The sequence below is a fragment of the Yersinia massiliensis genome, assembly GCF_003048255.1.
GTDB classification, from domain to species: Bacteria; Pseudomonadota; Gammaproteobacteria; order Enterobacterales; family Enterobacteriaceae; genus Yersinia; species Yersinia massiliensis_A.
On record NZ_CP028487.1, the window covers coordinates 1,187,833 to 1,199,412 of the forward strand.

An 11,580-nucleotide genomic window follows, 5' to 3' on the forward strand; every position below is an offset into this window, starting at 1 on the left:
AGTAAAGACATTTTTAGAGTTTATAAATTGAAGTTATATACCTATTAATACCATGGTTATTATCTGTTTTATCAGATATCTGGCACAAAAGAGGTCAAGTTCAGGTCGCATTGTGACTGCGAACAGTAGGGTATGGATACATTTTAACAGCGTAAATCCGCTAACAAGCTAAGTGTGATGCCTTTCACGAGGCTAACTTACAGTGTAAGATGCCTGCATATTTATGTGGGTAGTTTTGGGTTTGAGTCCATCGCTGTGTCCACCAATAATTAATTAAAGACAACGACTAGAGAAAATTCATATAAATGAAGCACATAAGAAACTTTTCTATTATTGCCCATATTGACCACGGTAAATCGACCCTGTCGGATCGTATTATTCAGATTTGTGGTGGATTAACTGAGCGTGAAATGGCCGCTCAAGTACTGGACTCCATGGATTTGGAGCGTGAGCGTGGTATTACCATCAAGGCGCAGAGTGTGACTCTTGATTACCATGCTAAAGACGGTCAAACGTACCAGCTTAACTTTATCGATACCCCAGGTCATGTTGACTTCTCTTATGAAGTTTCCCGCTCTTTGGCGGCTTGTGAAGGGGCTTTATTGGTGGTGGATGCAGGGCAGGGCGTTGAAGCACAAACGCTGGCAAACTGTTACACCGCAATGGAAATGGATCTGGAAGTTGTTCCGGTTCTGAACAAAATCGACTTACCTGCCGCTGATCCTGAACGTGTAGCGGAAGAAATCGAAGATATCGTCGGTATTGATGCGACAGATGCCGTCCGTTGCTCGGCTAAAACGGGTGTCGGTGTCCCTGATATCCTTGAGCGTTTGGTTCGTGACATTCCGCCACCTGAAGGTGACCCTGAGGGGCCATTGCAGGCATTGATCATTGACTCATGGTTTGATAACTATTTGGGCGTTGTATCATTAATCCGCATCAAGAATGGTTCATTGCGTAAAGGCGATAAAATTAAGGTGATGAGTACCGGCCAGAGCTATAACGCTGAGCGCCTAGGTATTTTTACGCCAAAACGTATTGACCGTGATGTCCTGAACTGTGGTGAAGTAGGCTGGCTGGTCTGTGCAATCAAAGATATTTTGGGTGCGCCGGTCGGTGATACCTTGACGCTAACGCGTAACCCAGCGGAGAAATCATTACCGGGCTTTAAAAAAGTGAAGCCGCAGGTCTATGCCGGTTTGTTCCCGATTAGCTCTGATGACTATGAAGCCTTCCGTGACGCGCTGGGTAAGTTAAGTCTAAACGATGCTTCTTTGTTCTACGAACCAGAAAGCTCCACAGCATTGGGCTTTGGTTTCCGTTGTGGCTTCCTGGGCTTACTGCACATGGAAATCATTCAGGAACGTTTGGAGCGTGAGTACGATCTCGAACTCATTACCACGGCACCAACGGTAGTGTATGAAGTCGTCACCACCAATAAGGAAACGGTTTATGTTGATAGCCCTTCCAAGTTGCCTGCGCTGAATAATATTGAAGAGCTGCGCGAACCCATTGCTGAATGTCATATGTTGTTGCCACAGGAGTACTTGGGTAACGTCATTACATTGTGTATCGAAAAACGCGGAACACAGACCAACATGGTTTACCACGGTAACCAAGTTGCGTTGACATATGAAATTCCAATGGCTGAAGTGGTACTTGATTTCTTCGACCGCTTGAAATCAACCTCACGCGGTTATGCTTCGCTGGATTACAATTTCAAACGTTTCCAAACCTCAGACATGGTCCGTGTTGATGTATTGATCAACAACGAACGTGTCGATGCCTTAGCATTGATTACTCATCGCGATAATGCGCAATATCGGGGGCGTGATCTGGTTGAAAAAATGAAAGAACTGATCCCACGTCAGCAGTTTGATATTGCGATTCAGGCCGCTATCGGTAACCACATCATTGCCCGCTCAACAGTGAAACAGTTACGTAAAAACGTACTGGCGAAGTGTTATGGCGGTGACGTTAGCCGTAAGAAAAAACTTCTGCAGAAACAGAAAGATGGTAAGAAACGTATGAAGCAGGTCGGTAACGTCGAATTACCGCAAGAAGCATTCCTGGCCATTCTGCACGTCGGAAAAGACAGTAAATAAGGAGTTTTGATGGCTAACATGTTCGCTTTGATTCTAGCGATAGCAACGCTGTTTACAGGGATTATCTGGTGCTTCGAGCGGTTTAAATGGGGCCCAGCCCGTAAGGCGAAAATTGCGGCAGTGCATGCGCAAACGGCAGAACTTAATGCTCAAACGGTTGGTGGTGCTGATAATAAAACGTTATCGCAGGCAGCAAGACAACCTGGCTGGATAGAGACTTGTGCCTCTGTTTTCCCTGTATTAGCACTGGTATTTATTGTGCGTTCGTTTATTTACGAACCTTTCCAGATCCCATCTGGTTCAATGATGCCTACGCTATTGATCGGCGATTTTATATTGGTTGAGAAGTTTGCATATGGCATTAAAGATCCTATAACGCAAACAACGCTGATTCCTACTGGTCATCCTAAACGTGGTGATATTGCCGTATTTAAATATCCACTAGATCCACGTGTGGATTATATTAAGCGGGTTGTAGGGTTACCGGGTGATCGGGTGAGTTATAACCCAATTAGCAAAGAAGTTACGGTTCAACCTTCGTGCCACACTGGGACTTCTTGTGATAGCGCGTTGCCAATTACTTACAGTGCTTCTGAGCCAAGTGATTTTGTGCAGACATTCCGCTATAGCGGCAATGGCGAGGCGTCTGCTGGTTTCTTCCAAATCCCAACCAATCAGGCAGTACCTGATGGCGGAGTGCGTTTGCGCGAACGTAGTGAAACGCTAGGGACAGTGGCGCATCACATTCTGACTGTTCCAGGGCGTCAGGACCAGATTGGTAGCTATTATCAGCAACCGAATCAGCCTTTAGGGGTTTGGGTCGTGCCAGAAGGCCATTACTTTATGATGGGCGATAACCGAGATAATAGTGCTGATAGCCGTTACTGGGGGTTTGTACCAGAGCGTAACTTGGTTGGTAAAGCGACAGCGATTTGGATGAGTTTTGAAAAACAAGAAGGTGAATGGCCAACAGGTGTGCGTTTAAGTCGAATTGGTGGCATTCATTAATGACGATGACCATACTTAGATTTATGGTTATCGCAGCTAAGTAGTCAGTTAATAAATCCCGAATCACAGGCAAACGTCCGTGATTCGGGTGCGTTAATACCATTAATCTTACGGTGAGTCAGGTGAGCAGGGTATTTAAACGCAGCATTATATTTCCACTCGTTGTAGAATAACTTTTCGAGCGATAAGAGTTGGCTCTTTTATGGGGGCCACTGCAAACGAAACAGTTTTGTCCTGATATTTTTTGGTGGATCAGACCTGTTCCGTCTGCTGTAGTTTTTGACGCATTCTTGATCTATTGGTAACTCATGAACCCCATCGTAATAAACAGGCTACAGCGGAAGCTGGGCTACACTTTTCAACAGCAGGAGCTCTTGCTGCAAGCACTGACTCATCGTAGTGCCAGTAGCAAACACAATGAGCGTTTGGAGTTCCTGGGTGACTCTATATTAAGTTTTGTTATCGCCAATGAGTTGTACCGTCGTTTCCCTCGTGTTGATGAAGGGGATATGAGCCGGATGCGTGCAACCTTGGTCAGAGGCAATACACTTGCTGAAATGGCCCGTGAATTTGACCTTGGTGAATGTTTACGCCTTGGGCCGGGTGAGTTGAAGAGTGGTGGTTTCCGCCGCGAATCAATTTTAGCGGATACGGTAGAAGCCTTGATTGGCGGTATATTCTTAGATAGCGATATACATATGATTGAACGGCTGATTCTCGACTGGTATCGCAGTCGTTTAGAAGAAATCAGCCCCGGTGATAAGCAGAAAGATCCAAAAACGCGCTTGCAAGAATACTTGCAAGGCCGTCATCTGCCATTACCTTCTTATCTGGTTGTGCAGGTTCGCGGAGAAGCACATGATCAGGAATTTACTATCCACTGCCAGGTAAGTGGCTTGAATGAACCAGTGATTGGTACTGGCTCAAGCCGACGTAAAGCCGAGCAGGCGGCAGCGGAACAAGCGCTGAAACAGTTGGAGCTTGAATGAGCGAAGTAGAAAAAACGTATTGTGGCTTTATTGCAATTGTAGGTCGCCCAAATGTGGGTAAATCTACTTTGCTGAATGAATTGCTGGGGCAAAAAGTCTCCATCACTTCACGTAAACCGCAAACCACGCGTCACCGTATTATGGGGATTCATACTGAAGGGCCTTATCAGGCTATTTATGTTGATACTCCAGGGCTGCATATAGAAGAAAAACGCGCTATTAACCGCTTAATGAACCGTGCGGCCAGCAGCTCACTGGGTGATGTGGAGTTAGTTATTTTTGTCGTCGAAGGCACCAATTGGACACCCGATGACGAGATGGTGGTGAATAAGCTACGCAGCTTGAATTGCCCCGTTTTATTGGCGATCAACAAAGTTGATAACGTCACTGACAAAAGCAAACTGTTGCCACATATTCAGTTCTTAAGTCAGCAGATGGACTTCCTGGATGTTGTGCCAATCTCGGCTGAGAAAGGGATGAATGTTGATACCATTGCCAGCATTGTGCGCAAGCATATGCCAGAAGCGGAACATCATTTCCCAGAAGATTACATCACTGACCGTTCACAGCGTTTTATGGCGTCTGAAATCATCCGTGAAAAGCTGATGCGCTTTTTGGGTGAGGAACTCCCTTACTCAGTGACGGTTGAAATTGAGCAGTTTGTACCAAACGACCGTGGTGGTTATGACATTCACGGCCTAATTTTGGTTGAACGCGATGGCCAAAAGAAAATGGTTATTGGTAATAAAGGCTCAAAAATCAAGGTGATTGGTACTGAAGCTCGCTTGGACATGGAAAAAATGTTCGAGGCTAAAGTGCATCTTGAATTGTGGGTGAAAGTGAAATCAGGCTGGGCAGATGATGAACGTGCATTGCGCAGCTTAGGCTATACCGACGATCTGAAGTAAGACTGCCGATGGACGGTTGGCAACGCGCATTTGTCCTGCATGGGCGACCTTACAGTGAAACCAGCTTGATGCTGGATTTATTCACGGAAGGGGAAGGCCGCATGCGGGTGCTAGCAAAAGGTGCGCGGGGTCGCCGTTCTAATTTAAAAGGCTGCTTGCAGCCTTTTACGCCACTATTGGTCCGCTGGACTGGGCGTGGTGAAGTGAAAACCTTACGCAGTGCCGAGGCCGTATCGTTAGCGCTTCCGCTGAGCGGTTCTATGTTGTACAGCGGCTTATATGTCAATGAGTTGCTTTCTCGCGTGTTGGAACATCAAACTAATTACTCTGCTTTATTCTTCGATTACCTGCACTGTTTGCAAGCTTTAGCGGGCAGCGAAGGGACGCCTGAATATGCCTTGCGCCAATTTGAATTGGCGATATTGGCACATCTTGGTTATGGCGTTGATTTTCTTCATTGTGCTGGCAGCGGGCAGCCAGTGTCGGAGACGATGACTTACCGATATCGAGAAGAAAAAGGTTTTATCGCCAGTCTGGTTATTGATCATTACAGCTTTACTGGCCGGCAATTGTTGGCGTTGGCTAACCGCGAATTTCCTGATGCTGATACTTTACGTGCCGCTAAGCGGTTTACTCGTATCGCGCTGAAACCCTATCTAGGCGGGAAGCCGCTAAAAAGTCGTGAACTATTCCGTCAATTTGTCATTAAGCCGCCAACGGAACCCTTAACTTAGGGCAACCTTCCAATATTTAAGCTGTCCCTCGTCAATTTTCACTTATTGCAACCTATCCGCAAACCGCTCACTCAGTGTAAACTCGGAGCACTAATGCGTTTCATAGCAGGCTTTTTGCGTGCTTATTGACCTATTCAAGATGCATCCATAACTGGAGGGCTGTCATGGCTGATTTGTTGTTGGGCGTTAATATCGATCACATTGCGACATTACGAAATGCACGTGGGACTATCTACCCTGATCCTGTTCAGGCCGCTTTTATTGCTGAGCAGGCTGGTGCCGATGGTATTACGGTACATTTACGTGAGGATCGTCGCCATATCACGGATCGCGATGTACGTATTTTACGTCAAACTATTCAGACTCGTATGAATCTGGAAATGGCAGTGACCGATGAAATGGTAGGGATTGCCTGTGAGTTACAACCCCATTTTTGTTGCTTGGTGCCGGAAAAACGTCAGGAAGTGACAACAGAAGGCGGTTTGGATGTCGCAGGGCAAATCGATAAAATGACGGTCGCGATCAGCCGATTAGCTGACGCGGGTATTTTGGTGTCCTTATTTATCGATGCCGATATGCGCCAGATTGATGCAGCGGTTACCGTTGGCGCACCTTACATCGAAATTCACACCGGTGCTTATGCGGATGCCACTACCGATTTGGCGCGTCAGGCCGAATTAGTGCGAATTACGAAAGCAGTGACTTATGCGGCGAATAAAGGGCTGAAAGTTAATGCTGGCCATGGTCTGACTTATCACAATGTGCAACCGATCGCGGCTTTGCCAGAAATTCATGAGCTAAATATTGGCCATGCGATTATTGGGCAGGCTGTGATGACAGGTCTTGCCGCTGCGGTAAGTGATATGAAAGTCTTGATGCGGGAAGCGCGCCGTTAATGGCTATCCTTGGATTAGGCACTGATATTGTTGAAATCTCAAGAATAGAGGCCGTGGTTGAGCGTAGTGGTGACAAGCTGGCGCGGCGTATCCTTAGCCCATCAGAATGGCAGCATTATCAACAACACCAGCAGCCGATCCGTTTTCTGGCTAAACGTTTTGCGGTGAAAGAAGCGGCGGCCAAAGCGTTTGGTACCGGTATCCGTAATGGCTTGGCATTCAATCAGTTTGAAGTGGTTAACGATGCATTGGGTAAACCGACACTCCATCTGCATCAACGTGCGGCTGAATTGGCTGCTGAGCTAGGGGTTAAATCCTTGCATGTCACTTTAGCGGATGAACGGCGTTACGCTTGCGCGACAGTCATTATTGAAAGCTAACGTCGTTTTGGCTGTTTTCGGGGCAAAAGTAAAATAAGAGGCGAGCATGAAAATGCCGCCTTTTTTATGCGGCGCAGGGGAGTATTACAGACGATCAGCGTGATGCAATTGAACAAACTTATCCCACAATTGCTCGTTTGACTCAACCCACGCAGGATCGATAGCAATAGTGTTATCGATAGGGCAGACCAACTGGCACGTTGGGGTTTCGTAATGACCGACGCACTCAGTACAACGCATCGGGTCAATCTGATAGATTTCTGCACCCATGGAAATCGCCTCGTTAGGGCATTCTGGCTCGCACATATCGCAATTAATACATTTACGAGTGATCAACAGGGCCATGGTTCTCTTACCTTAGGTCGGGCATTCTCAACAGCCGAGGATTATACGCCTCTGAAGTCCTTAGACCAGTTTTTTCATCAGTGCCGCACTGTGCTTAATGTGATCCTGTGCACTTTCAAGATCTTGTTGAATCATCGCCATAAACAGCAAGTCCGTTAGCGCATACTGCGCGGTGCTTGAGGAGATAGCGGCACTGCGAATGACCGGTTCTTCGGAGATGGTATATAAGCAATGGTCAGCGCGTTGTTGCAAGCTGTTAGGGGAGAAACTGGTCAATGCGAGTACTTTGGCACCGCATCGTTGGGCTTCTTCCGCCGCCAGATTGACCTCACGCCGCTCACCGCTGAACGAGATGGCCAAAAGTAAATCCCGCGAATCTAATGCTTGTACGGCCGCTAACTGTGCATGCATGTCTGTTTCTGATACCGCCATCACACCAATTTTTAGCAACTTAAAGGCCAGATCTTTGGCTACCAGCCCAGAAGCCCCAATGCCGGTCAGGATTATGCATCTAGCTGCTCGCAGCATCTCTAACGCTTGGGTGAGGCGCTGTTCACTATTGATGTCCAGAGTCGCCCGTAGCGCGGCTGTTTTTTCACTCAATAACTTCTCGCCCACTGCTTTTAAGCTGTCAGTACTCAAAATTTGGTTATGGAGAGTGACAGGTTGTATTGGGGAGGCAACAGCCTCGCTCAGTGCTAACTTGAGGGCAGGAAAGCCTTTATAACCTAATTTTTGGGCGAACTTGACCACGGCAGACTGGCTGACACCTGTTTTCTGTGCCAGTAACTGAGAACTCAGATGGCGTGCTTGTTCAGGATTCGCCAGTAGAAAATCGGCCAGCTTACGGTCATTTTGTGCCAGAGTTGGGTAGAGCTGACGGATGCGTAAAAGACTGCTCATAAATCAGTTCCTGAAATTCTGCTGTGTTAGTTAAGAGTACCCATCCACCTATTATCTTCCGTGCTGGTGTTTGCTCATCGCCTTTCAGCAACGCCATATTCTTTACGAAAGCGTCTGGGGGGTAAAAGCTAAGTGAGGAAGCATAGCACCCTTTTTTTGTGATCAACCGATGAATACAACAAGAAAATGGCGCGGATCGAGTCACCAGGGATGATTTCACGGTGTCTTTACGATCTGCTTGTTCTCTCCGTAACAGGCAAAGTGATGTTGTATTTAATGATAAGGGTTGTCACCATACCGGCCTAGTTTTCTATTTATCTGGTTTATGGGATTCAATGATCCTGAGGAGTGACCTTTGAGCGTAGAGCAGTCGACATTCGCCACTGAGCAGGCTGACATTAACCCAAAGTCAGTAAACGAGCCGCAAGAGGCTGATAACAAACGTGTTGTCTTTTTTGATTTAGATGGCACCTTGCATCAGCAGGATATGTTTGGCAGTTTTGTCCGTTTTTTGATACGTCATTTGCCATTGAATCTTCTGCTAGTGATCCCACTGCTGCCCGTCATCGGATTGGGATTATTGGTGGGCGGGCGTTGTGCTCGATGGCCGATGAGCCTCCTACTATGGGCGATTACGTTTGGGCGACGTGAAGCACACTTGAAAGATTTGGAATTGCGCTTCGTGAACGAATTTCGCCAGAAAGTGACTGAGTTTCCAGTGGTGGTGATGCGGTTGCGTCAATATCTGGAGAGTAATGACGCAGAGGTTTGGCTCATCACTGGTTCGCCACAGCGGTTGGTTGAACAGGTATATCATGACTCCATGTTTATTCATCAATTACGGCTGGTGGGTAGCCGTATGGCACGGCGCAATGGCGGTTGGGTATTGCCGATGCGTTGTTTAGGGCCTGAGAAAGTTGTTCAATTGGAGCAACGCCTAGGTTCTCCATTAAAACTGTACAGTGGATATAGCGACAGTAAGCAGGATAACCCGCTGTTGTTTTTCTGCGAGCATCGTTGGCGAGTCAGTAAAACGGGCGAGCTGCAGCAGCTAGAGTAACAAGGGTGACTGCATTCGCCTCACTAATCGGCCCGGCCCCTAATGGGTGAAATCCTTGTCATGGTGGCCGGATAACGGGTGTAGAGGCTATCGTTAACTGTGTATAATGCAGGCCGCAAAAAAGCCAGAGAGGTTAATGTGTCTGCTGAAAATAATTTGTCTACTGAGCGTGATACAACGGCTGAGTACAGTGATGAGTACTGGATGCGGCATGCGTTGACGCTGGCCTTACGTGCGCAAGAGGAAGGTGAAGTTCCCGTCGGAGCCGTGTTGGTGCTCGATAATAAAGTGATCGGCGAAGGTTGGAATCGCTCTATTTGCGATAATGATCCCACCGCCCACGCAGAGATCATGGCACTGCGCCAAGGTGGGCAAGCGGTACAAAACTATCGCCTGCTGGAAGCTACGCTGTACATCACGCTAGAGCCGTGCGTGATGTGTGCTGGTGCAATGATTCACAGCCGTATACGCCGTTTAGTGTATGGTGCAAATGACCTCAAAACTGGTGCAGCGGGCTCGCTGGTGGATATTTTGCGCCACCCAGGGATGAATCATCAGGTCGAAATCAGCTCAGGCGTGCTGGCAGATGAATGCTCACATCAGTTAAGCGCATTCTTTCGCTTACGCCGCGAGCAGCAGAAGGCGTTGAAACTTGCGCAGCGGGCAATGCCTGAAAAGCCTTAGCCCGCATACGGAATGTCTTTATGTCTTTATGACTTATATAGTCTAGTTATTGATTGACCAGCCAGGGCCAACGACAGGATAAGCTTTCCCCAGTTCGGCTTCGATAGCGGCATGCTGCGCTGCTTTTTTCTCTTTTTCCTGCAAATATCCCACTAAGCTCACCTGATAACGGCGGATGTTTTCGACGTAGTTATAGGCTTCGTGGCCCCGAGCATAGCCATAGGTGGTACTCGGGTAGTAGCGTTTTTGGCTCAGCATCGGTAAGCGCATTTTGACGTCAACCCAACTGTCGGGATTGCCATTTTGATTTTTGGTCAGACGACGAGCATCCAACATATGCCCATAGCCCATATTATATGCGGCCAGTGCGAACCAGATTCGCTCATCTTCAGGGATAGTATCCGGCACTTTCTGCATTAACCGCTGCAAGTAAACGGAGCCACCTTTGATGCTTTCCTCTGGATCAACTCGGTCTTTGACCCCTAAACCATCTGCGGTGGCGCGGGTTAGCATCATCAGCCCGCGCACGCCGGTCGGTGAGGTGGCCTGTGGGTTCCAATGAGATTCTTGATAAGCAATCGCGGCCAGTAATTTCCAATCGATATCGCCTGCATGTTTTTCAAATAGAGGCTTGAAAGTTGGCAGCACATTATCGATGGCAGACAGGAATGTTTTGGTATCGACATAATCGAAGCTACCTACATGGCCGATGTATTTTTCTTCCAGCCGCGCCAGACTACCGTCTTCCACCATCTGACTATAAAAATCGAGCATGGCAGCATACAGACTGTCATCTTTGCCTTTAGGAAAATACCACGTCACCGGTTCTTCATCTGTCACATCAAAAGCGACCGCCAGTTGCGGGTGGATACGTTGTAGCAGGGCAATGGTGATGGAATCACCGAGGGTATAGTCAAGTTTGCCGTCGGCAACCTGTTCCAGTAACTCTTTACCTGAGCGATCGATAGAAGAACCCCAGTTAAGGTCAGGGTATTTGCTCTGCTTGAGCTGCTTAAGGGTGGTCATATGAGCAGAGCCGGAAGCTACGATCAATTGCCCCTTCAGATCACTGAATGATTTTGGTCGTGGCGAGCCAAGGCGGTACACCAGTTGTTGCGAGACGGAATAGTAGGCAGGGCCAGTGCGCGCCCGATTAAGACGTTCACGATTATAAATCAGCCCAGCAGCCAGCATATCGGCGTCATCGCTATCTAAAGCATCAAACAGATCGTCAATATTATGACGTGGAGTCATGACCAGTTTGACGCCCAAATAATCGGCAAAACGTTTCGCCAGCTCATAGTCAAGGCCGGTAGGGCCATCTTTTCCGGGTGCGTAAATCAGTGGTGAGCTAATTGTGCTAACTCGCAGCTCACCACGGGCTTTTATACGATCGAGTTGCCCCTCTTGACCACTGCGCCAAGGAATATTGGGCCACAGCGCGAGGGCCAGAAGCATAGCAACTACACCGATAACAAAGTAATTTAATTTTATGCGCGTCAAATAGTTATCTCTCGGCAGCGCTCTTTATAGGTGTGTCGTGAAACGTAAATCGACATGGTTAAATC

General features: G+C 47.7%; 12 protein-coding genes. 9 read left to right on the forward strand and 3 right to left on the reverse strand.

All coding sequences use genetic code 11. The features are described from left to right. Nucleotides 1-305: 305 nt before the first annotated feature. The 7 genes from lepA (at nucleotide 306) to acpS (ending at nucleotide 7,020) form a co-directional block, all read left to right on the forward strand. Nucleotides 306-2,105: a translation elongation factor 4 gene (gene lepA / locus DA391_RS05505; protein ID WP_050082013.1), complete on the forward strand. Its 1,800-nt coding sequence runs from the start codon at nucleotides 306-308 to the stop codon at nucleotides 2,103-2,105. Nucleotides 2,106-2,114: 9 nt separating this feature from the next. Next, a complete protein-coding gene (lepB, locus tag DA391_RS05510) occupies nucleotides 2,115-3,113 on the forward strand; it encodes a signal peptidase I (protein ID WP_050286235.1) in 999 nt (332 codons plus the stop codon). 308 nt (nucleotides 3,114-3,421) lie between these two features. Further along, the gene (rnc, locus tag DA391_RS05515) at nucleotides 3,422-4,102 is read left to right on the forward strand and encodes a ribonuclease III (RefSeq protein WP_019212212.1); all 681 of its coding nucleotides are present in this window, start codon (nucleotides 3,422-3,424) and stop codon (nucleotides 4,100-4,102) included. Then, nucleotides 4,099-5,010 carry a GTPase Era gene (era, locus tag DA391_RS05520; protein ID WP_050082010.1) on the forward strand — a complete coding sequence of 304 codons (912 nt, stop codon included), beginning with the start codon at nucleotides 4,099-4,101 and terminating at the stop codon, nucleotides 5,008-5,010. Before rnc ends, era begins: the two co-directional genes overlap by 4 nt. 8 nt (nucleotides 5,011-5,018) lie before the next feature. Next, a complete protein-coding gene (gene recO / locus DA391_RS05525) occupies nucleotides 5,019-5,744 on the forward strand; it encodes a DNA repair protein RecO (protein WP_050082009.1) in 726 nt (241 codons plus the stop codon). Between the two features lie 164 nt (nucleotides 5,745-5,908). Then, entirely contained in the window at nucleotides 5,909-6,640 is a 732-nt protein-coding gene (pdxJ, locus tag DA391_RS05530; RefSeq protein ID WP_019212209.1) for a pyridoxine 5'-phosphate synthase, read from the forward strand. Beyond that, on the forward strand, nucleotides 6,640-7,020 hold the full coding sequence (acpS, locus tag DA391_RS05535; RefSeq protein ID WP_049607664.1) for a holo-ACP synthase: 381 nt from the start codon (nucleotides 6,640-6,642) through the stop codon (nucleotides 7,018-7,020). Before pdxJ ends, acpS begins: the two co-directional genes overlap by 1 nt. An 84-nt stretch (nucleotides 7,021-7,104) precedes the next feature. Here acpS and DA391_RS05540 read toward each other — a convergent pair whose 3' ends face one another. Together DA391_RS05540 and DA391_RS05545 are read right to left on the reverse strand one after the other, a co-directional pair. Next, nucleotides 7,105-7,365 (reverse strand): YfhL family 4Fe-4S dicluster ferredoxin, encoded by a 261-nt coding sequence (locus DA391_RS05540; RefSeq protein ID WP_019212207.1) that lies wholly within the window; start codon nucleotides 7,363-7,365, stop codon nucleotides 7,105-7,107. A gap of 60 nt (nucleotides 7,366-7,425) precedes the next feature. Further along, complete coding sequence (locus tag DA391_RS05545) at nucleotides 7,426-8,268, reverse strand: MurR/RpiR family transcriptional regulator (RefSeq protein WP_050286236.1); 843 nt, start codon at nucleotides 8,266-8,268, stop codon at nucleotides 7,426-7,428. Between the two features lie 355 nt (nucleotides 8,269-8,623). On the opposite strand from DA391_RS05545, the gene yfhb reads away from it, so the two are divergent. Next, entirely contained in the window at nucleotides 8,624-9,328 is a 705-nt protein-coding gene (gene yfhb, locus DA391_RS05550) for a phosphatidylglycerophosphatase C (RefSeq protein ID WP_050082005.1), read from the forward strand. Nucleotides 9,329-9,427: 99 nt separating this feature from the next. Next, nucleotides 9,428-10,012, forward strand: coding sequence for a tRNA adenosine(34) deaminase TadA (gene tadA / locus DA391_RS05555; protein WP_050082004.1), 585 nt, complete (start codon nucleotides 9,428-9,430; stop codon nucleotides 10,010-10,012). Nucleotides 10,013-10,054: 42 nt separating this feature from the next. Here the strand turns inward: tadA and mltF are convergent, their stop codons facing one another. Further along, nucleotides 10,055-11,515 (reverse strand): membrane-bound lytic murein transglycosylase MltF, encoded by a 1,461-nt coding sequence (mltF, locus tag DA391_RS05560; protein ID WP_050286237.1) that lies wholly within the window; start codon nucleotides 11,513-11,515, stop codon nucleotides 10,055-10,057. Nucleotides 11,516-11,580 lie beyond the last annotated feature (65 nt).

What these genes read in the sequence shown, in the direction of transcription:
- lepA (WP_050082013.1), top strand. Translation starts at nt 306, where the DNA reads ATGAAGCACATAAGAAACTTTTCTATTATTGCCCATATTGACCACGGT.
- lepB (WP_050286235.1), top strand. Translation starts at nt 2,115, where the DNA reads ATGGCTAACATGTTCGCTTTGATTCTAGCGATAGCAACGCTGTTTACA.
- rnc (WP_019212212.1), top strand. Translation starts at nt 3,422, where the DNA reads ATGAACCCCATCGTAATAAACAGGCTACAGCGGAAGCTGGGCTACACT.
- era (WP_050082010.1), top strand. Translation starts at nt 4,099, where the DNA reads ATGAGCGAAGTAGAAAAAACGTATTGTGGCTTTATTGCAATTGTAGGT.
- recO (WP_050082009.1), top strand. Translation starts at nt 5,019, where the DNA reads ATGGACGGTTGGCAACGCGCATTTGTCCTGCATGGGCGACCTTACAGT.
- pdxJ (WP_019212209.1), top strand. Translation starts at nt 5,909, where the DNA reads ATGGCTGATTTGTTGTTGGGCGTTAATATCGATCACATTGCGACATTA.
- acpS (WP_049607664.1), top strand. Translation starts at nt 6,640, where the DNA reads ATGGCTATCCTTGGATTAGGCACTGATATTGTTGAAATCTCAAGAATA.
- DA391_RS05540 (WP_019212207.1), bottom strand. Translation starts at nt 7,365, where the DNA reads ATGGCCCTGTTGATCACTCGTAAATGTATTAATTGCGATATGTGCGAG.
- DA391_RS05545 (WP_050286236.1), bottom strand. Translation starts at nt 8,268, where the DNA reads ATGAGCAGTCTTTTACGCATCCGTCAGCTCTACCCAACTCTGGCACAA.